The organism is Rhizobium acidisoli (assembly GCF_002531755.2).
Lineage (GTDB): Bacteria > Pseudomonadota > Alphaproteobacteria > Rhizobiales > Rhizobiaceae > Rhizobium > Rhizobium acidisoli.
In genome coordinates this window covers 165,098-185,282 of the sequence record NZ_CP034998.1, presented here as the reverse complement: position 1 = coordinate 185,282, position 20,185 = coordinate 165,098, and the positions used below count along the sequence as shown (strand labels likewise).

At 60.2% G+C, this 20,185-nt stretch carries 17 protein-coding genes, 1 tRNA gene and 1 riboswitch; of the genes, 6 read left to right on the top strand and 12 right to left on the bottom strand.

Annotated elements, in window-relative coordinates; genetic code table 11:
• The first annotated feature begins 175 nt into the window (after nucleotides 1–175).
• The 3 genes from CO657_RS00935 to CO657_RS00925 all read left to right on the top strand — a co-directional run bounded on the left by CO657_RS00935 (nucleotide 176) and on the right by CO657_RS00925 (nucleotide 4,635).
• Nucleotides 176–454: a hypothetical protein gene (locus CO657_RS00935; protein ID WP_054181952.1), complete on the top strand. Its 279-nt coding sequence runs from the start codon at nucleotides 176–178 to the stop codon at nucleotides 452–454.
• A gap of 588 nt (nucleotides 455–1,042) precedes the next feature.
• Nucleotides 1,043–2,053, top strand: a complete 1,011-nt coding sequence (locus tag CO657_RS00930) for an ATP-binding protein (RefSeq protein WP_054181953.1) — start codon at nucleotides 1,043–1,045, stop codon at nucleotides 2,051–2,053.
• On the top strand, nucleotides 2,050–4,635 hold the full coding sequence (locus tag CO657_RS00925) for a DEAD/DEAH box helicase (RefSeq protein ID WP_054181954.1): 2,586 nt from the start codon (nucleotides 2,050–2,052) through the stop codon (nucleotides 4,633–4,635). The genes CO657_RS00930 and CO657_RS00925 overlap by 4 nt, the downstream gene beginning before the upstream one ends.
• 301 nt (nucleotides 4,636–4,936) lie before the next feature.
• On the opposite strand, the gene CO657_RS00920 is transcribed toward CO657_RS00925, so the two are convergent.
• Both CO657_RS00920 and CO657_RS00915 read right to left on the bottom strand, forming a co-directional pair.
• Nucleotides 4,937–5,010, bottom strand: a tRNA-Gly gene (locus CO657_RS00920).
• Nucleotides 5,011–5,130: 120 nt separating this feature from the next.
• Nucleotides 5,131–6,225 (bottom strand): 2'-deoxycytidine 5'-triphosphate deaminase, encoded by a 1,095-nt coding sequence (locus CO657_RS00915; protein ID WP_054181956.1) that lies wholly within the window; start codon nucleotides 6,223–6,225, stop codon nucleotides 5,131–5,133.
• Between the two features lie 73 nt (nucleotides 6,226–6,298).
• Nucleotides 6,299–6,377, top strand: a riboswitch (SAM riboswitch).
• A 42-nt stretch (nucleotides 6,378–6,419) separates the two neighbouring features.
• Between CO657_RS00915 and CO657_RS00910 the strand changes: the two genes are divergently transcribed.
• Nucleotides 6,420–7,604 carry an O-succinylhomoserine sulfhydrylase gene (locus tag CO657_RS00910; RefSeq protein WP_054181957.1) on the top strand — a complete coding sequence of 395 codons (1,185 nt, stop codon included), beginning with the start codon at nucleotides 6,420–6,422 and terminating at the stop codon, nucleotides 7,602–7,604.
• Between the two features lie 252 nt (nucleotides 7,605–7,856).
• Nucleotides 7,857–8,249, top strand: a complete 393-nt coding sequence (gene apaG, locus CO657_RS00905; protein WP_003588769.1) for a Co2+/Mg2+ efflux protein ApaG — start codon at nucleotides 7,857–7,859, stop codon at nucleotides 8,247–8,249.
• A gap of 346 nt (nucleotides 8,250–8,595) precedes the next feature.
• Here the strand turns inward: apaG and CO657_RS00900 are convergent, their stop codons facing one another.
• The 4 genes from CO657_RS00900 to CO657_RS00885 form a co-directional block, all read right to left on the bottom strand.
• On the bottom strand, nucleotides 8,596–9,180 hold the full coding sequence (locus CO657_RS00900) for a hypothetical protein (protein WP_003588770.1): 585 nt from the start codon (nucleotides 9,178–9,180) through the stop codon (nucleotides 8,596–8,598).
• Between the two features lie 121 nt (nucleotides 9,181–9,301).
• Complete coding sequence (locus CO657_RS00895; RefSeq protein ID WP_054181958.1) at nucleotides 9,302–10,294, bottom strand: Hsp33 family molecular chaperone; 993 nt, start codon at nucleotides 10,292–10,294, stop codon at nucleotides 9,302–9,304.
• 87 nt (nucleotides 10,295–10,381) lie between these two features.
• On the bottom strand, nucleotides 10,382–11,296 hold the full coding sequence (argF, locus tag CO657_RS00890; RefSeq protein ID WP_003588772.1) for an ornithine carbamoyltransferase: 915 nt from the start codon (nucleotides 11,294–11,296) through the stop codon (nucleotides 10,382–10,384).
• A gap of 36 nt (nucleotides 11,297–11,332) precedes the next feature.
• On the bottom strand, nucleotides 11,333–12,532 hold the full coding sequence (locus CO657_RS00885; RefSeq protein ID WP_054181959.1) for an aspartate aminotransferase family protein: 1,200 nt from the start codon (nucleotides 12,530–12,532) through the stop codon (nucleotides 11,333–11,335).
• Nucleotides 12,533–12,957: 425 nt separating this feature from the next.
• Here CO657_RS00885 and CO657_RS00880 point away from each other — a divergent pair, with 425 nt between their 5' ends.
• Nucleotides 12,958–13,491, top strand: coding sequence for a GcrA family cell cycle regulator (locus CO657_RS00880; protein WP_003588775.1), 534 nt, complete (start codon nucleotides 12,958–12,960; stop codon nucleotides 13,489–13,491).
• 278 nt (nucleotides 13,492–13,769) lie between these two features.
• Here the strand turns inward: CO657_RS00880 and phoB are convergent, their stop codons facing one another.
• The 6 genes from phoB to CO657_RS00850 form a co-directional block, all read right to left on the bottom strand.
• The gene (gene phoB / locus CO657_RS00875; protein WP_003570612.1) at nucleotides 13,770–14,453 is read right to left on the bottom strand and encodes a phosphate regulon transcriptional regulator PhoB; all 684 of its coding nucleotides are present in this window, start codon (nucleotides 14,451–14,453) and stop codon (nucleotides 13,770–13,772) included.
• Nucleotides 14,454–14,587: 134 nt separating this feature from the next.
• A complete protein-coding gene (gene phoU / locus CO657_RS00870; protein ID WP_003570614.1) occupies nucleotides 14,588–15,301 on the bottom strand; it encodes a phosphate signaling complex protein PhoU in 714 nt (237 codons plus the stop codon).
• Between the two features lie 44 nt (nucleotides 15,302–15,345).
• Entirely contained in the window at nucleotides 15,346–16,161 is an 816-nt protein-coding gene (gene pstB, locus CO657_RS00865; protein WP_003588779.1) for a phosphate ABC transporter ATP-binding protein PstB, read from the bottom strand.
• A gap of 15 nt (nucleotides 16,162–16,176) precedes the next feature.
• Entirely contained in the window at nucleotides 16,177–17,499 is a 1,323-nt protein-coding gene (gene pstA, locus CO657_RS00860) for a phosphate ABC transporter permease PstA (RefSeq protein ID WP_054181960.1), read from the bottom strand.
• A complete protein-coding gene (gene pstC, locus CO657_RS00855) occupies nucleotides 17,496–18,977 on the bottom strand; it encodes a phosphate ABC transporter permease subunit PstC (protein WP_054181961.1) in 1,482 nt (493 codons plus the stop codon). Before pstC ends, pstA begins: the two co-directional genes overlap by 4 nt.
• Before the next feature lie 168 nt (nucleotides 18,978–19,145).
• The gene (locus tag CO657_RS00850; RefSeq protein ID WP_012556499.1) at nucleotides 19,146–20,180 is read right to left on the bottom strand and encodes a substrate-binding domain-containing protein; all 1,035 of its coding nucleotides are present in this window, start codon (nucleotides 20,178–20,180) and stop codon (nucleotides 19,146–19,148) included.
• Nucleotides 20,181–20,185 lie beyond the last annotated feature (5 nt).

Below are 20,185 nucleotides of genomic sequence, written 5' to 3'. Positions count from 1 at the left end.
GACGCTGCCGATCTAGCAGACGGCGCCCACTTCGGCAATGGAATAGCCCGGAACCGATCACGGCGTCCCAAGCAGGGTTTCTCGAAGGATTGAAGGCGGATATGCCGTTTCATCTGGCGAGCGTCATCCGATCGGGAGTAAGATCGCATCGTTCGGCGCACCGGAAGGGATTGATATGAAACCTGCACTCATCGGCCTGATCGGCACCCTCATTCTCACCGGGTGCAGCACCGTAACCTATAGCGGCCCCGGCCTGGAGCCGATCCCGGGAAGCATCACCTACAACGGCCAGCCACGCAGCAAGCTGACCAAATCACCTGTTGGCTCCGCCTTCCCGCATGATTTCATCGACCAGTACGGCCAGCAGGTTGAAGAAACCTACATCATTCAGCCCGATCGCAGCCTGATCATCGCGCATCGGCGGTACAAGCCGATCCGGTTTTTTGGGGATTAGGTCCTAGCCGGTAACCGGCGGCGAAGCCGGTCAATATCGATTCCGAAGGCGGTTGCGCCTGCGCCACAGTCGGAAGATTGAGCCGCAATGCCCGACGGCCGAGCGCCGTGTGATGCGTCGCAACCCGATGCGATCGGTGCGGATCGTTTCGCTTTAGCATTGGTTTTTTGGCAACACTGAAATCGGGTGGGCGAATACTATCGCCGCCGGCATAGCCTAGTGGAGACTTACATTGCGCAAGCCTATTACATTACTCACGACCTATTACATTTTACGGTGACCACTTGAGATCCCGATATCATTTCCCGATCGGTGAAGCTCACTCGCAGTATGATTTTAGAGGAAGGGTAGCCCCGGAGGAACGCAACATACACTGGGGGCATTTCGGTATTTGTACCTCTTTGTCGAGACTACGTCTCCCATTCGTGCACATTTATCGGCCGCAACGTCCACAGATATCCTCGAAATGCCGACAGTTCGATTTCCTATTGCGCGGACAACAAGCCTAAGCAATTAACGGCTTAGAAAATGCAACCTATAATTAATCGTCTCGCGCTACAAATATATCGCCCAAGTAGAGGATTCTAAGTGAAAATATATGCTCCCGAAAGCGGTGACCCTCAACAGATCGCCAAATTTTCCTATGATTTGAAGCGATACGAGACGAGCGACGAACTGGTTGTCGATTTTGGAGGAGTACGTTTCGTGACGCCGGCTTGGTGTGTCCTCGTGGGCGGTCTCCTTATCCAGTTTCGGAAGTCCTTTCCGGGGGTTCGTGGTAAGGCAATCAACTTCAAGCACCTTGGCTATGCCGCTCACGTTGGCTTCTTTGAGTACTTTGGCGTCACTTTTGGACAGAAACCCGACGCAGCGCCGGGCAGTGAAACCTACGCCCCTATCTCGGTTCGGAAGACCGAAGATGTACGCCGCCTCGCAATGGCGCGGTCGGTCCAGGTGGGTGATGTCTTGCATGACGAGGCCGAACAACTGGCGACGCTTTTGACTCGGGCAGATACTGGAGACCTGCAAGATACACTGGCCTATTCAATCCGCGAAATCTTGAGAAACGTCGTCGAGCACAGTCAGGCGCACGAATACGTTTTCGCAGCGCAATATTGGCCGGGCACGGGGGTGGTCGAGCTGGTTGTGGCCGACCACGGAATAGGTCTCGCTAGGTCCCTGCAGGAGAATCCGAACCTATTTATCTCAGACGACGAAGTCGCACTACGGAACAGCATCTTGCCTGGAGTTTCCTCTAAGGCCTGGAAAAAATCGAAGCGGCACGATGAATGGGCCAACAGTGGATATGGGCTGTTCATGACTGCCAACCTGAGCGCAGTCGGGGGTGCCTTCTTCCTGATCAGCGGCGCGAAAATGCTCACGAAAACGAACGACGATGAAATGATTTCACCGTTCGCTTGGAATGGCACCGCCGTGATCATGAGAATCGATGCCAATCAAATCGAAGCTCTTTCCGCACAGCTATCTCGACTTCGAGATCAAGGCTCCGCGTTTGAGCGGCAGCTCAAGAAAACCACGATTGGACCGTCCAAAGCCTCGACCAACGCTAAACCATCCTCTTGGGGAAAAACAAAGTGACAAACGTTCATGCCGCCTTCCTCGATCTGATCTCCGATGGAGATCTTTCGATCGTTGAAACGATCACGATCCCTGCCCGAAACGAACGGCGAGCAGCAGTGCCCGACGTCTACTTAAGCGGTCCAATGCGGCAGTGGCTGGAGAAGAGGTCCGGCTCTTCCAAAACCTTGTGGTCTCACCAGAGCCTTGCGTTAGAACAAATTGCAGAAGGCGAAAACATCGCTATCGCGACAGGCACGGCTTCAGGAAAATCCTTGATATTCCAGGTGGCCGCTTTTCACGAACTGATGACCAAGGGTGGCAAGACGATCGTCCTATACCCTCTCAAGGCCCTTCTGTCGGATCAGGCAAACCGCTGGAGGCAAATGGCGGATGAGCTTTCATTGCCACCCAACACAATCGCCGAAATACATGGACACGTGCAGACGGACGATCGCTCGGAAGCGGTCAAGTCCGCGAAGATTATCCTAGCAACGCCGGATGCCATCCATGCTTGGCTTATGAGGCAGGTCTCCTCGCCGTCAGTCCGCGATCTCCTGTGCGCGATCCGCTATCTAGTTTTGGATGAGGCGCACGCCTACGAGTCCGTTTTCGGAAGCAACGTCGCATATCTCGTTCGAAGGCTGCTTACAGCGCGTCGGAGGGCTTGCAAGGACAAGAACATCAATAAACGTTTGCAGATCATCGCCGCCACCGCGACCATCCTTGATCCTTCCAGTCACCTGGAGGCTCTAACGGGTTGGCCGTTCGTGACGGTTGGAGAGGCGGACGATGGGTCTCCGTCTCATGGCCGTACTCTTCTACATATCGAAGGTCCAGCACCGGGAGGGGCGAGCGAAAGCGTGCTCGCTGACATCTGCCAGCGAATATCCAAGCAAACAGATAGCGGTTCATTCATAGCGTTCCACGACTCTCGCCAGGGCGTTGAACGTGTGGCTAACGCGATTGATGACGACCAGGTACTCCCCTACCGCAGTGGCTACGAAGCGCGAGACCGAGAGCATATTGAGAAAAGTCTCAGGGTCGGGAAACTAAAGGGAGTTGTGTCCACCTCCGCGCTTGAGCTCGGCATCGACATCGCGGGCTTTTCCGTCGGTCTCAACATGGGCGTGCCGCAGTCCCGTAAGGCTTTCAGGCAACGATTAGGTCGGGTTGGTCGCGCGGGCCCCGGCATCTTTGGTTTGATCGCTCCCAGGCATGCCTTCACAAGCCTTGGGTCAACGTTTGAGGACTATTATGCCGGTTCGGTTGAGCCATCCCACCTCTATCTGGACAACCGATTTATCCAGTTTGCACAAGCGCGATGTCTGCTTGAGGAGAGCGAAAATCTCGGCGCCGAGACCAGCCAGCCGCCGCCAGGGGTCATCTGGCCCGCAAGTTTCCAGGAGATATTCAAGCTCGCCAAGCCAGGCGTGCGCCGCTCGAAGGAATATGATTTTGTGGCCCAGCTGGGTGCCGACTCTCCGCATCTCAATTACCCTCTTCGGCAGGTAGGCGAAGCGAACTACTCCATCCGCCGAAAATCAGGACCCACCGAGGAAATTGGAAGCATCGCGCTCAACCAAGCTATCCGGGAAGCCTATCCGGGAGCTACGTACTATCATTTCAGGAACTCGCTCCATATCCTGGAATGGAGAAGCACCTCGTTTGATCGGTCAATACGGGTGGACGACGCGAAGAAGTCGCCGCCAACCAAGCCTATGCTCAGGAAGACCGTGAATATCGGGATCGGCATAGACGACGTCGTTTCCGGACGTATTATGAGCAACGGATCGAGCCTCGTGGCCGAGGTATTTCTCCAGGTTAATGAGTCGGTCGAAGGGTATCGGATAGGGAAGAACACCTATCTTTACAAAGATCTGCGTCAGAAAAATCCCGCCATGTCGCGTAAACAGCGAGATTTCCGTACCACTGGTATCGTAATCAAGATCGATGAGCCATGGTTTTCCGGAAGCGGCGAACAGGCTCGCAATCGCGCGCTTGTAGCCGAAACCCTTACCGATTTGCTGAAACGCGAAAAGAGCGTGTCTCCTAACGACGTAGATTCCGCATCGACCCACATCGCGATCTACAAGAATGGCACGCCATCCCGCGCCGCGGATACAATCGTGATTTACGACAGCATTTATGGCGGCCTTCGCCTGACAGAACCACTCTACAACGAGCTTGCCGGGTACATCGATAGGCTGGTCAAGGCAGCGGAGCTTGCCGGTGATCACGCTGCGGTATCACCCGAGATCGCCACGAAACTGGGAACGTGGGTGAGTGGCCTTGAAATCGGTTCGCCGGGGCCGGCCGAACAGTTGGTCCCGGCGGAAGGCGAATTTCTCATCTACTCCCCCGGAAGCGTGGTATCGGTCCTACAGAATAATGTCCTTTTCGAACGAACCTTGATCGCGCCAATGATGGTGAATTTTGCCGGCACCGAGATACTTGTCTATAGCTACGATTCTGGCAACGGCACTTCGGGAATGATACCCCATGAGCAAGTGCAAGCTACCGGACAGGACTGGAGCTATTCTTTCTGGAATCCTCTCACTAAGCTGATGCGTGACATCAATCCTGATGAGGCTTCCTTCTGAAAATCGACGTCTTCAAGAATTGACTGGCGGGGAGAAGCTTGTTCAGGCACATCGTCAAGAAGGCCGAACGAAAAGCTCTAGGTAGCTTCCTTTTTCTGACACAATCCGAGCCGCAGTGTTCAATGGAGGCAGGCTGCAGGTGTCGTGACGAGCAATCTCGCTACTTATACGACAGTGGGGACGACAAAAAAAGTACAGCCGCGGCGATGGACTTGAAACAACTAGTAAAATCGCCGAGGTTGAACATCTAGCATCGAATCGCACGAATGAAAGCCAGACATACTTAAGTTATTGAAGCAGTTGGAGCGGGTGAAGGGAATCGAACCCTCGTATTCAGCTTGGGAAGCTGCTGCTCTACCATTGAGCTACACCCGCGATGATGCGAGATTTCCAACAGATGGGGCCGCTGTCAAGTCGCCCCTAGATTAAAGAGTTAGAGCATGATGTCGCCCGAAAACCGCTCACACTTTTCGGCATCATGCTCTTGCGCAGCCCTCAGATGCGAAAATGCTTCGAGAGTTTGAGGCCCTGGGCCTGGTAGTTGGAGCCGAGGCCGGAGCCGTAGAGGCTGGTCGGTTTTTCCTGCATGTGTTCGTAGACGAGGCGGCCGACGATCTGGCCGTCTTCGAGGATGAAGGGCACTTCGTGGCTGCGCACTTCGAGCACGGCGCGGCTGCCGCGGCCGCCGGCCGGTGCGTGGCCGAAGCCCGGATCGAAGAAGCCGGCGTAATGGACGCGGAATTCGCCGACCAATGGGTCGAAGGGGGTCATTTCGGCGGCATAATCGGGCGGCACATGCACGGCCTCGCGCGAGACGAGGATATAGAACTCATCGGGATCGAGGATCAGTTCGTTGCGGCCGCGGCTATAGAGCGGTTCCCAGAAGTCGAAGATATCGTGCTGAGCTTTCTTATCGACATCGACGACGGCGGTGTGGTGCTTGCCGCGATAGCCGATCAGCCCGTCTTCATCTCCGGCGAGGTCGATCGACAGCGCGATGCCGCCGCCCGATACGTTCGGCTGCTTGCTGGCGACCAGCGTTTCGCTTTCATGCAGCTTCAACAGTTCCGGCTCGCCGAGCAGGGCCTGGCCGACGCGGAAGCGGATCTGCGACAGGCGCGAGCCGCGGCGCACGACGATCGGGAACGTGCGCGGGCTGATTTCGAGATAGAGCGGGCCGGCATAGCCTGCTGGGATCTTGTCGAATTCCTGGGCGTAATCGGTGATGACGCGGGTGAAAATGTCCAGTCGGCCGGTCGAGCTCTTCGGATTGGCCGAGGCCGACATGTCGGCCGGCAGCGCCAAGCTCTCCATCAGCGGCACGATATAGACGCAGCCGGTTTCGAGCACCGCGCCTTCGGAAAGGTCGATCACATGCAGGCTTAGCCGGTCGAGCTTGTCCGACACCAGATGCGAGGGGCCGGGCATGAAGCTGGCGCGCACGCGAAAAGCCTTGGCGCCCAAGCGCAGATCAAGGCTTGCCGGCTGGATCTGGTCGCGGTCCAGCTCGCGCTCGGAGATCAGCCGCCCCGTTTCGAACAGCGCCGAGATCGCGCGGTCCGCCAGAATTCCCGTTTCACGAGCCATCATGCCCCATCCATCATTTGCCGCCGACAAAACCAAATACGGGGAATTGACGCAAGCAGCTAACAGCAGTATTGCAGAATTATCCCGTGGTGATTTGGCCGGTCGGCTTGCAGCCACGTTAAACAAGTGGCTAAAAAGACCGGGTTGAAACCGGTCTGCTTTTGCGGCCGGTTTTTTTGTTATGTGAAGGTGATGGCATGAGCAAGACCTGGCGCCCGGCAACCCAACTCGTCCACGGCGGAACCTTGCGTTCGCAATATGGCGAAACATCCGAGGCAATCTATCTCACGCAGGGCTTCGTCTACGAGACGTCGGAAGCGGCCGAAGCCCGCTTCAAGGGCGAGACTGACGGTTACATCTACGCCCGCTACGGCAGCCCGACCAACGACATGTTCGAAAAGCGCATGTGCATGCTCGAAGGCGCCGAAGACGCCCGCGCCACCGCGTCCGGCATGGCGGCGGTCGGCGCGGCCATCCTCTGCCAGGTCAAAGCCGGAGATCACATCGTCGCCGCACGCGCCCTTTTCGGCTCCTGCCGCTGGGTGGTGGAAACATTGGCGCCGAAATATGGCGTCGAGTGCACGCTGGTCGACGGCCGGGATCTTGCCAACTGGGAAAAGGCAATCCGGCCGAACACCAAGGTGTTCTTCCTGGAAAGCCCGACCAACCCGACGCTCGAGGTGGTCGATATCGCAGGCGTCGCCAAGCTCGCCAACCAGATCGGCGCCAAGGTCGTCGTCGACAACGTCTTTGCGACGCCACTCTTCCAGAAGCCGCTGGAACTCGGCGCCCATATCGTCGTCTATTCCGCCACCAAGCATATCGACGGCCAGGGCCGCTGCCTCGGCGGCGTCGTACTATCAGACAAGGACTGGATCGACGAGAACCTGCACGACTATTTCCGCCACACCGGCCCGGCCATGTCGCCGTTCAATGCCTGGACGCTGCTGAAGGGCATCGAGACGCTGCCGCTGCGCGTCAAGCAGCAGACCGGGAATGCGGCGAAGATCGCCGATTTCCTCGCCGAGCAGAGCAAGGTCGCCAAGGTAATCTACCCCGGCCGCAAGGACCATCCGCAGGCCGACATCATCGCCAAGCAGATGACCGGCGGCTCGACCCTCGTCGCCTTCGAATTGAAGGGCGGCAAGGAGGCGGCCTTCGCGCTGCAGAACGCGCTCGATATCGTCAAGATTTCCAACAATCTCGGCGACAGCAAGAGCCTGATCACCCATCCGGCAACGACGACGCACAAGAACCTGACGGAAGAGGCGCGCGCCGAACTCGGCATCTCCCCGGGCACGGTCCGCCTTTCGGCCGGCATCGAGGATACCGACGACCTGATCGAGGATTTCGCCAAGGCGCTTGCCAAGGTCTCGGCCTGATCGCACCCATGGCAGCCGGACCCCTCCGGGGTTCGGCACGCCACGTTGGTATAGGCCGGACCTCACTGCGGTCCGGCCGGGGAACAAGTTCGGCGGCGCCGGCGTTCGGAAGTGAAATTAACACTGTCAATTAGGCTTAACGATCGAAACAGCTTGGATCAGGACCGTTTTAGTCACGATCAACGTTCCGTTTCTTGACGGACAGCGCCTCTTATAAGATACGGGTAACATATCTTGACTAAGGTGCAAGGCATGTATCGCGCCCTCACAAAAGATATCGAAGTCGTCGTCGAACCATTCTATCTGGAGGAGCAATCCGATCCGGAAGACGATCGCTATGTCTGGGGTTACCGGATTGTCATCAGCAACAATTCCGCCATCGCCGTTCGCCTGGTCAACCGCTACTGGAATATCACCGACCAGAACGGACAGGTGGACGAGGTGACCGGCCCCGGCGTCGTCGGCGAACAGCCGCGGCTCAGCCCCGGCGACACCTACGAATATTCCTCCGGCTGCCCGCTCGACACGCCCTCCGGCCTGATGTTCGGCCATTACCAGATGGAAACGGATGAAGGCGAGATGTTCGATGTCGACATCCCCGCCTTCTCGCTGGATTCACCGGGGCTGCTGCGCGTGCTTAATTAGCGCTTCGTCAGTGCGAACACGAACGCCGTGCTTGCCGCATGGATCCTCGGGTCAAGCCCTGGGATGACGGAGGGTGGGGAGAACGACCGGCAAGAGGCGAGAGGCCGAAAGCAAATTCATCAAAAGTGTGCAGCGGTTTTGTTGGAAGGGGGAGTGCTCTACATGCTTTTCGCGCAAAATCGTTTGCGCATTTTGCTGGAATTCCGAGACGTCCCGCCTCTTGCCGCTCGTTTCTCCCTACCCTCCGTCGTCCTCGGGCTTGACCCGAGGACCCATGCGGCAAGTACTGCGCGTGGATGCAATACCCCCGGCCGTGGATCCTCGGGCTTGACCAGTCAACAATCGACTAAAGGTCAAACGGATCCGAGGCCTGGGTACCCGGATTGGCTTCGAACGGGTCTTTTGATTGTGGTGGCGCTGGCTTTTGCGCAACGGCAGCGTTGACCGCCTTTTGGCAGGCGAGCAGCTCATCCGTTGCCTTCACGGAATTTTTCAAACTGAGGGCGACGATCTCTTTTCCGTTAAAGCTGGCGCGAAAACTCAGTTTACGCGCGAACTCCTCAACCAAACCGGCATCCTTGAAATCGATCCATAATGATTTGAGGCCATCAATATCCAGACCGGTCGCCTGGGCCGTCCATTTCGAGCGGTCCAAAGAGAGTTCGACGGGATATTGCTTGCCGCTTTCCAAGGATTTCCAGTTTGAATTTCCGAGCAGAATGTAAAAAGGGCTTTCCTTCTTTGTGTAATTGAAGCCAAGACGGAAAATGGTGCCGTCATCAAAGGACGTCAACACGAAGCAGCCATTGCCTAAGGTCGGGTCGAGAGCCACGCTCCAGCCGCCGACCTCTTTCCATTTGATGGTCTCGTCAGCCAAGGCAATTCCCGGTGCCGCAGCGATGCATGCGAGTACAAAATACAAAAGACGCATTGAGGCCCCATCCCCAAAGAACCAGCTGAGATAATAGGTGCACAGTGACTACCAAAAGTCGAGTCACCGTGCTGCATCATCGCTAATCTTTTGTATTTGTTCTGTGCCTGCTCAACCCAGCCTATTCGGCCGGCTGAAGTTCGGCCGGCTCGAAGCGGTAGGTGGTCGAGCAGAATTCGCAGGTGACTGCGATTTCGCCATCTTCCTGGCTGGCCTCGATCTCCTCGGCGGTGAAGCCTTTCAGCACGCCCTTGATCTTGTCGCGCGAACAGCTGCAGCGGTCGAAGACCGCCCGCGGTTCGTAGACGCGGACGCCGCGCTCGTGGAACAGGCGAAACAGCAGCCGCTCGGTGCCAACCAGCGGGTCGGTCAATTCATCGGCGTCGATGGTCTCCACAAGCGACCGGGCTTCGGTCCAGGCGTCGTCCTCGCCATGCGGGCGGCCGCCGGTGTCGCCGTCGCCGCCGTGGAGATCGGGCTGGCGCATGCGCTCCGGCGCCTCAGGCAGGAACTGGGCGACAAGGCCGCCTGCCCGCCAGCGATGGCGCGGTTTGCCGGCATCGTCGCGGTCGAAGAGTTCGGCGGCGGCCAGCCGCACGCGCGTCGGGATCTGCTCAGATTGGCGGAAATAGACGCCGGCGATGTCCTCAAGCGAGGTGCCGTCGAGTTCGACGATGCCCTGGTAGGGCTGGCCGAACTTGCCCTGATCGATGGTGAAGGCAAGCACGCCCCGGCCGAGCAGCTGCTCGGGCTCGGTTTCGCCTGCGGCGATCGCCTTATTGAGCAGCGCCTGATCGAAACGGGCATAGGCACGCACATTTTCCGGCGTCGAAAAATCGGCGACGAGAAGATCGACCGGGCCATCGCCCTTGGTCTGCACGGTGAACTTGCCGTCGAATTTCAGCGAGGTGCCGAGCAGCACCGTCAGCACCACGACTTCGGCAAGCAGCCGGGCAACGGGTGCGGGGTAATGATGGCGCTCGAGGATCGCGTCGAGCATCGGGCCGAGCTGGACGGCGCGGCCGCGCACATCCAGACCCTCCACCTGGAAAGGGACGACATGGTCATCGCCGGCGAAATCGAACTGGCCGAGGGCGGCTGCAGCTTCTGCCATGGATTCACTCCTAGTTTTCAAGCGAAAGGACAGTGTGCCCTTCGCTCGCGCGGCCGCGCGTTTTCACACGCGGCGTCCGATTATGGTTCAGATCGCGCCCAGGCACCAAGCAAGAATCGACTTCTGCGCATGAAGACGGTTTTCCGCCTCATCGAAGACCACGGATTGCGGGCCGTCGATCACCTCGTCCGTCACTTCCTCGCCGCGATGCGCAGGTAGGCAATGCATGAACAATGCATCGCTGCCGGCCTTGGCCATCAAGGCCGCGTTGACCTGATAAGGCTGGAAGACGTTGTGACCCCGGGCCCGATGTTCCTGATTCATGGAGACCCAGGTATCGGTCACCACGCAATCGACGCCGTCGACCGCACGGTCGGCATCATGGCAGAGCATGATTTCGGCGCCCTCATTGCGGGCCCAGTTCAGATAGTGATCCTTGGGCTCCGAGCCAAGGGGCACGGCCATGTTCATGCGATAGCCGAAGCGCGCCGCCCCTTCGACCAGCGAATGCAGCACATTGTTGCCGTCGCCGGTCCAGGCGATGGTCTTGCCCTTGATCGGGCCGCGATGCTCTTCGAAGGTCATGATATCGGCCATGATCTGGCAGGGATGGGTGTCATCCGTCAGCGCATTGATCACCGGCACGGTCGCATGTTCGGCAAGCTCCTTCAGCCTGGAATGCTCGGTGGTGCGGATCATGATCGCATCGACATAACGCGACAGCACCTTGGCGGTGTCGCCGATCGTCTCGGCGCGGCCGAGCTGCATCTCGGTGCCGGACAGGAACAGCGTTTCGCCGCCGAGCTGGCGCATGCCGACATCGAAGGAGACGCGGGTGCGGGTCGACGGCTTTTCGAAGATCATCGCCAGCATCTTGCCGGCGAGCGGCTTGTCGCCCTTGCCGGCCTTGAAGGCCTGTTTGCGGGCGAGCGCATCGTTCATGATGGTTCTGAGGTCGGCTGAGGTGACCGCCGAAAGGTCGAGGAAATGTTTAGGAGCCATGTTCTTACCTGTCGTGCGCCCGCGGGCGCAATCCTTTCAAGCCGTCTTCTTGACCTTGGAGGCGCGGATGCTCTCGGCGGCGCGCTCGATGCGGGCAAGGCCCTCGCGGGCTTCCTCGGCGGTGACGACGAGGGGCGGAAGAAGGCGGATGACGTTGTCGCCGGCGGGCACGCCAAGCAGATGCGCGGCGCGGATCGCCTGCAGCAGTTCGGCTGAAGGAACGGCCGCCTTGACGCCGAGCAGCAGCCCCTCGCCTCTGATATCCTCGATCACATCGGGATAGCGGTCCTTCAGCGAAGCCAGTCCCTGACGGAAGACGAGCGCTACGTCGCGGACCTGCTGGAGGAAGCCATCGGCGAGGATGATGTCGAGCACGGCACTGCCGACGGCCATGGCGAGCGGATTGCCGCCATAGGTCGAGCCGTGCGTGCCGGCCTTCATGCCGGAGGCGGCCTCAGACGTGGCAAGGCAGGCGCCGAGCGGGAAACCGCCGCCGATGCCCTTGGCGACAGCCATGATATCCGGCGTGATGCCCGACCATTCATGGGCAAAAAGCTTGCCGGTGCGGCCGACGCCGGTCTGAACCTCGTCGAGGATCAGCAGCAGGCCGTTTTCGTCGCAGATCTGGCGCAGCGCCTTCATGAACTCAGGCGTGGCCGGGCGCACGCCGCCCTCGCCCTGCACCGGCTCGATGAGGATTGCCGCCGTCGCGTCGGTGATGGCGGCACGCACCGCGTCGATGTCGCCAAAGGCCACCTGATCGAAGCCCGGCGCCTTGGGGCCGAAACCTTCGAGATATTTCTCCTGGCCGCCGGCGGCGATGGTCGCCAGCGTCCGGCCATGGAAGGCGCCTTCGAAGGTGATGATATGGAAGCGTTCGGGATGACCCTTGGAAAACTGGTAGCGGCGCGCCGTCTTGATCGCGCATTCGAGCGCCTCGGCGCCCGAATTGGTGAAGAACACCTTGTCGGCGAAAGTCGCCTCCGTCAGCCGCTTGGCCAGGCGCTCCTGGCCGGGGATCTCATAGATATTGGAGAGGTGCCAGACCTTGTCGGCCTGTTCCTTCAGCGCGCCAACTACATGCGGGTTGCTATGGCCGACCGAGGTGACGGCGACGCCGGCGCCGAAATCGAGATATCGCTCGCCGCCTTCGGTGATCAGCCATACGCCCTCGCCTCGCTCGAACCGCAGCGGGGCACGAGAATAGGTGTCATAAAGCGGCGCGGCTTCAGCCATGGCGCGGGTCTCCCGATCAGCGTTGTCAAACACAGGACTCCGGCTAAGAAAACCAGGCCTGAAAAATCAAAAATGCCGCCTTGCGGCGGCCAGCGGTACTATTTCCTTTTCGCGCTGCAATGTCAACAAAACTGCGCCCTTAGCGCATGCAGCAAGCTTGTACAGCGGTGTTTTCGACCTTCAACAGGCAATATTGCAGAAATGCCACGCAGCGGCAGCAAGTTGGGGAAAACTCCGAATTCGATTCATCCGGATTCATGCGACTCTTGTCACGGAGTCAGGCTCACACTAGGTTAAAGTTCAATTACTAGACTGCATGCGGCGGAACTAGTCACCAAAATTGATCAAGCGTTTCTTGTTTCGGAGGCTTCCGGGACAACGGTGAGGGATTCTGCCATCACCAACGCAAAAGGTGGAGACAGGGCATGAACTGGACAGACGAGCGGGTCGAGAAACTCAAGAAGCTCTGGGCCGAAGGACTGAGCGCCAGCCAGATCGCGGCGCAACTTGGCGGTGTCAGCAGAAACGCTGTGATCGGCAAGGTTCACCGGCTGAGCCTTCCCGGCCGCGCCAAGGCCGGCGGCACGGCCGCCACGGCGCGCACGCCGAAACGCACGACATCGGCGCCGCGCGCGCCGAACTTCGCCTCTCGGATCACCACCCGCACCGTTACCCGCCAGCAGGGCGCGACGATGCTGAAGGAAGAGATCGAGATCGAAACGGTCGAGGAAATGGAATACGTGCCGAAGGGCAACGTGGTCGTGCCGATCTCGCGCCGCCTCGGCCTGACGGAACTGACCGAACGCACCTGCAAGTGGCCGGTCGGCGATCCGCTGAAGGACGACTTCCATTTCTGCGGCTGCGAATCCCCCGACAATTCGCCCTATTGCGGCTATCACCAGAAACTCGCCTACCAGCCGGTCAACGAACGCCGCCGGGCGGCAGCCCGGGCAAGCTGAGCGGGTAAGACATTGTCGACATGCGAAAACGGGCTGCAAGGCCCGTTTTTTTGTGTGAGTGTGTTGGGTGTGGCTGCCCCTCATCCGCCTGCCGGCACCTTCTCCCCGCGCGCGGGGCGAAGGGGATATGCCGCAACCTCTCCGTCCCTCGCTGGTCGCTAGCAGGGCACGTACCCTCGCCTCGTTTACGGGGGTCCGAAGGACGGGTCGAGACGTGTGGCTCGACCCCGGTCGGTTAGGGTGAGGGGCGGAGCTTGCTCGACTTTGTCAGAAACCCCTCAGGCTTCCATCGAATAGCCCGCGCCGCGGACGGTGCGGATGACGTCCTGCATGTTGGAGAAGTTCAGCGCCTTGCGCAGGCGGCCGACATGGACGTCGACGGTGCGTTCGTCGACATAGATGTCGTGGCCCCAGACGCCGTCGAGCAGCTGCGAGCGGGAGAAGACCCGTCCGGGCGACGACATCAGGAATTCCAGCAGGCGGAATTCGGTCGGGCCGAGGCGGACTTCGCGGCTCTTGCGGTGGACGCGGTGGGTTTCGCGGTCGAGTTCGATATCGCCGCATTTCAGCACGGTCGACAGCACCTCGGGGCGGGCACGGCGCAGCATCGCCTTGACGCGGGCGACGAGTTCCGGGGTCGAGAAGGGCTTGACGACGTAATCGTCGGCCCCCGTCGAAAGCCCACGGACGCGCTCGCTCTCTTCGCCGCGCGCCGTCAGCATGATGATCGGCAGGCGCTCAGTTTCCGGCCGCATGCGCAGGCGCCGGCAGAGTTCGATGCCGGAGACGCCGGGCAGCATCCAGTCGAGGATGAGAAGGTCGGGCGTGCGCTCCTGAAGCCTGATTTCGGCCTCGTCGCCACGAAGGATGGTATCGACCTCGAAGCCCTCAGCTTCGAGATTGTAGCGAAGAAGCACGCTCAGGGCTTCTTCGTCTTCAACAACTGCAACTCTCGGGATCATGCGTGTCGGTCTCCTCGCGCATGATCCTTAAACCGGGGGTGATTTAAGCAATGCATCCTGCGCAAAATCAGAAAAATGGCTGCGACCTCTTTGCGCGCCCCACATGGGCGCGCACGCAATAGGCTGGTGCGCGGTTATTCCGTGACCGCGCCGACGGTGTTGGCGCTGTCGTCCTTCGGACGGTCGCCTTCCGGCTGCGCGCCGGTTGCCATGTAATAGATCGTCTCGGCGATGTTGGTGGCGTGGTCGCCGATGCGCTCGATGTTCTTGGCGCAGAAGAGCAGATGCGTGCAGCTGGTGATGTTGCGCGGATCTTCCATCATGTAGGTCAGGAGCTCGCGGAACAGCGAGGTGTACATCGCGTCGATCTCGTTGTCGCGCTCGCGGATCGCACTCGCCTTGTCGGCGGCGCGTGTCGTGTAGACGTCGAGCACTTCCTTGAGCTGGACGAGCGCCAGCTCGGACAGATGCTCGAGGCCGCGGGCGAGCTTGCGGGGCACTCCGGTGCTCTGCACGGCGATGACGCGCTTGGCGGTGTTCTTGCCAAGGTCGCCGACGCGTTCGAGATCGGCGGCGATGCGGATCGAACCCATGATCTCACGCAGGTCCGCGGCCATCGGCTGGCGGCGGGCGATGGTGACGATCGCCTTGTCGCCGATCTCGCGCTCGGCGTGATCGAGGATCACGTCGTCGGAAATGACCTTCTGGGCGAGCGCAGTATCGCCGTTGACCAGCGCCCGGACGGATTCGGCGACCATCTGCTCGGCCAGGCCGCCCATTTCGGAAATCCGCCTGGACAGAAACTTCAGATCATCATCATAGGCAGAATAAATATGTGTCGATGCCATGGGGCTTTATCCTCGAATAACGGGAAGGCTCGGTGTCGCCAAAATCAGCCGAAGCGACCCATGATGTAGTCCTGGGTGCGCGGATCGTCGGGATTGGTGAACATCTTGTCGGTGTCGTTCTCCTCGACGAGATTGCCGAGGTGGAACATGGCGGTGCGCTGCGAGACGCGCGCGGCCTGCTGCATGGAGTGGGTGACGATGACGATCGTGTAGTTCTCGCGCAGCTCGTGGATCAGTTCCTCGACCTTGGCGGTGGCGATCGGGTCGAGCGCCGAGCAGGGCTCGTCCATCAGAATGACTTCGGGGCTGACGGCGACGGCACGGGCAATGCAGAGGCGCTGCTGCTGGCCGCCCGACAGGCCGGTGCCGGATTCATGCACGCGGTCCTTGACCTCGTTCCAGAGGCCGGCGCGCTGCAGGCTGGTCTCGACGATCTGGTCGAGATCGGCCTTCGACTTGGCCAGACCATGGATGCGCGGGCCGTAGGAGACGTTTTCGTAGATCGTCTTCGGGAACGGGTTCGGCTTCTGGAAGACCATGCCGACGCGAGCGCGAAGTTCGACGACGTCGATATCCGGATCATAGATATCGTCGGTATCAAGGGTGATCTTGCCTGTGACCCGGCAGCCGTCGATCGTGTCGTTCATGCGGTTGAGGCTCCGCAGAAAGGTCGACTTGCCGCAGCCCGACGGGCCGATCAGCGCGGTTACGGTGTTTTCGCGAATGTTCAGGTTCACGTCGAAAAGCGCGCGCTTCTCGCCGTAGTAAACCGAGACATCCTGGCCGATCATCTTATACGGGACGTTGCTCATCTTCTGATCCAGCGCCTTTTCAACTGCAGCTTCCGTCAACATGTTCATGATCTGTAACTCCGTTTACCAGCGGCGCTCGAAGCGACGACGCAAGAGGATGGCGCCCATGTTCATGACGATCAGGAACAGGAGCAGGACGATGATGGCACCCGAAGTACGCTCGACGAAGGCACGTTCGGCCTCGTTCGCCCACATATAGACCTGCACCGGCAGGGCCGTCGAGGGATCGAGCGGTGTCGTCGGCGCGTTGGCGACGAAGGCGACCATGCCGATCAGCAGCAGCGGCGCGGTTTCGCCGAGCGCGTGCGCCAGGCCGATGATCGTGCCGGTAAGGATGCCGGGCATGGCGAGCGGCAGGACATGGTGGAACACCATCTGCATCTTCGAAGCGCCAAGGCCAAGCGCTGCGGCGCGGATCGACGGCGGCACGGCGCGCAGTGCGGCGCGTGTCGCGATGATGATCGTCGGCAGGGTCATCAGCGTCAGCACCAGGCCGCCGACCAGCGAAGCCGAGCGCGGCAGGCCGACGAAGTTGATGAAGACGGAAAGGCCGAGCAGACCATAGACGATGGAGGGAACGGCGGCGAGGTTGTTGATGTTGACCTCGATCAGATCCGTCAGCCGGTTCTTCGGCGCAAACTCCTCGAGATAGATCGAGGCGGCAACGCCGATCGGCAGCGCCAGCACCAGCACGATCAGCATCAGGTAGAGCGAGCCGATGAGGGCGACCCCAAGGCCTGCAGCCTCCGGACGGCTGGAATTGCCGTTGACGAAGAGGCCGGTGTTGAACTGCTTATGCAGAGCGCCGCTCGCCTTCAGCTCGTTCATCCAGCCAACCTGCTTGTCGTTGACCTTGCGGTTCTTCTCATCGACCGAAAGGTCGATCTGGCCCTTGCTGGCGCTGTCGACATTGGCGTCGGCGAGCACGGTGACATTGACCGTCTTGCCGATGAGCGACGGATCGGCGACGACCATGTCGCGCAGCTGGATCGGCGCCCCCTTCGAAAGCATGGCGGCTGCATCGCGCACGTCAGGCTTGCTCGAGGCGTTGATATTCAGCTGCTTGACGATCGCATCGCGCAGCAGAACCGGGTAGTTGGCGGCGATCAGCGCCGAAGGGTCGGTCGCACGCTTGTTGCTGGGGTCGATCGTCTTCTCGGTGAATTCGATCGGCAGGGTGATCGCCGTCTGCTGGAAGGCGGTGTAGCCCTTGCCGATCACCGTCCACAGCAGGATGAACAGGAAGATCAGGCCGAAGGCGATGGCGGCGATGCCGTAAGCCTGAAACCGGCGCTCGGCGGCGTAGCGGCGCTTGATGCCGATATCGCGGCGGGCTGGCGCCTTGGAGACGGTGACGCCTGATTGCGAGGAAACAATATCCGTCATTCGTACTGCTCCCGGTATTTGCGCACGATGTAGAGCGCATAAATGTTGAGGCAAAGCGTGATGCAGAACAGCGTGATGCCAAGGGCAAAGGCAACCAGCGTCTGTGGCGAGGTAAACTCGAGGTCACCCGTCAGCTGATTGACGATCTTGACGGTCACCGTCGTCATCGGCTCGAAGGGGTTGATCTGGATGCGGGCGGCGACACCGGCGGCCAGCACGACGATCATGGTTTCGCCGATGGCGCGCGAGGCGGTCATCAGAAGCGCGCCGACGATGCCGGGAAGAGCCGCGGGCAAGACCACTTTCTTGATGGTTTCGGAACGTGTGGCGCCAAGACCGAGCGAACCATCACGCAGCGTCCGCGGCACGGCGGTGATGATGTCGTCCGACAGCGAGGAGACGTAGGGGATCAGCATGATGCCCATGACGATGCCGGCGGTCAGAACGCTCTGCGCCTGAATGAAGTTGGTGTAGTTGCCGGAGAGCAGGCCGCTGATCTGAGCGGAGAAATCGCGCAGGAACGGTCCGACGGTGACGAGCGCAAAGAAGCCGTAGACGATCGTCGGAATGCCGGCGAGCACTTCAAGCAGTGGCTTGGCAACCCCGCGCAGTTTCGGCGAGGCGTATTCGGCCATGTAGATGGCGGCAAACAGGCCGACCGGAACGGCGACCAGCATGGCGACCAAGCCAATATAAAGCGTGCCGAGCAGCAGCGGGATCAGGCCGAACTGGCCGAAGGACGAGCTGCCGGCGCCGGCAAAACGCGGATCCCAGACAGTGCCGAAGAAGAAGTCGGCGGCGGGAACGGCGGCAAAGAAGCGGGCGGCTTCCGACAGCATGGAGAATACGATGCCGATCGTCGTCAGGATGGCGATCGACGAGGCGAGCAGCAGGCCCCAGAGCATGACGCGCTCGACCCGGTTGCGGGCGCGGAAGCGCGGCGCGATGGCGCGCAGTGCATAGAAGGCGCCGGCAATGGCGAGAATGAAGACCACCGCCGTCATGGAAAGGCGGCTCGTCATGCTCTTGGCATTGAGCGTCTTGGCGGCGTCGAGCATGTAAGGCAGCGGCTGGCCGGCAAGCGGCACGCCCTTTTCGCTGAGCTTGGCCTGCAGGGCGGCCGGATCGCCGGCGACAGCGGCGATTTCATCCGCGCTCAGCATCGTCAGGCCGCGGGCGACCGTCGCCACCATCGAATAGCCGAGATCCTGCTCGACACCGGCTTGCGCCTTGACGTCGTCAGGGAAGTGGCTTCGAACCGAGGACTGGATGATGCCCGGGCTGACCGAGAGCCAGACGCAAAGCACGATGAGGGCGGGAAGAACCGCCCAGATCGCCGCATAGGCGCCGTAATAGGCCGGCCGTGAATGCAATGCGGAGGACCGGCCCCCGGCAAGTGCTGAGGCCCGGCTGCGCGCGACCAGATAGGCGGCGGCGCCGATCACCACAAGGCACAAAAGTATGATGGATGTGCTCATTCGTTACGTCCCTAGGCCCGTAGCCCCCAAAGCCCGGCAGCCTCATCAGCCTGCCTTCAGCTTCCAATCATGCGGAATGAATTCAACCCTGCGGCACCGGAAACGCCGGCGCGCCAAGGGATAAGGCAATGCCGGCGCGGGCTTTGCAGCGCCGCGCCGGCAAAGTCATTACATGGATTTACCGGCTTCGACGTCCTTGCGGATCGCGTCACGCTCGGCATCCGGAGCGGCAACCAGGCCGTATTCGACGAGCGGGCTGTCGGGGCCGATCATCTGGTCGGATACGAAGAAGTTGACGTATTCCTTCAGACCCGGAACGGCGCCGAGATGTGCCTTCTTGACGTAGAAGAACAGCGGGCGGGAAACCGGGTAGGTGCCGTTGGCGATCGTTTCCGTGGAGGGAACGATACCGCTCATGCTGGCAACCTTGAGCTTGTCAGCATTGTTTTCGTAGAAGGACAGGCCGAATACGCCGACGCCGGTCTTGTTGGCGGCGATGCGGGCGAGCGTTTCCGGATAGTCGCCGTCGATGTCGACAGCAGCGCCGTCCTTGCGGACTGCGACGCAGGCCTTCGTCTGAGCGGCCTTGTCGGCGATTTCCTTGGCGATCACGTCGAGTGCGCCAGAAGCTTTGCAGCCGGCAGCGAGGACGTTCTGTTCGAAGACTTCGCGGGTGCCGTGCTTTTCGCCCGGGATATAGGCAGCGATATCAACAGCCGGAAGCTTCGGGTTGACTTCCGACCACTTCTTGTAGGGGTTGGCGACGAGCTTGCCGTCGACGACGACCTGGGCTGCGAGGGCCTTGTAGATGTCTGCGGGAACGTAGGCGACATCCGGGTTGGAAGCGTCGGTTGCGAAGACGATGCCGTCATAACCGATCTTGACTTCCTGAATGTCCGTCACGCCGGCAGCCTTGCAGGCTTCGGCTTCGTTCTTGTTGATCGGACGCGAAGCGTTGGCAATGTCGATGGTGTCTTCGCCAACGCCCTTGCAGAATTCCTTCAGACCAGCGCCCGTGCCGCCGGATTCAACGACCGGCGTCTTGAAGTTGGTGAAGGTTTCGCCGAAGGACTCGGCAACGATCTTTGCATAAGGCAGGACGGTGGACGAACCAGCAACCTGAATCTGGTCGCGGGCGACGGCAGCGCCAGCGAAAGCGGCGGTTGCAGCGAGCGCGGCAACGGTGAGCTTGAAGGTGTTCATTAGAA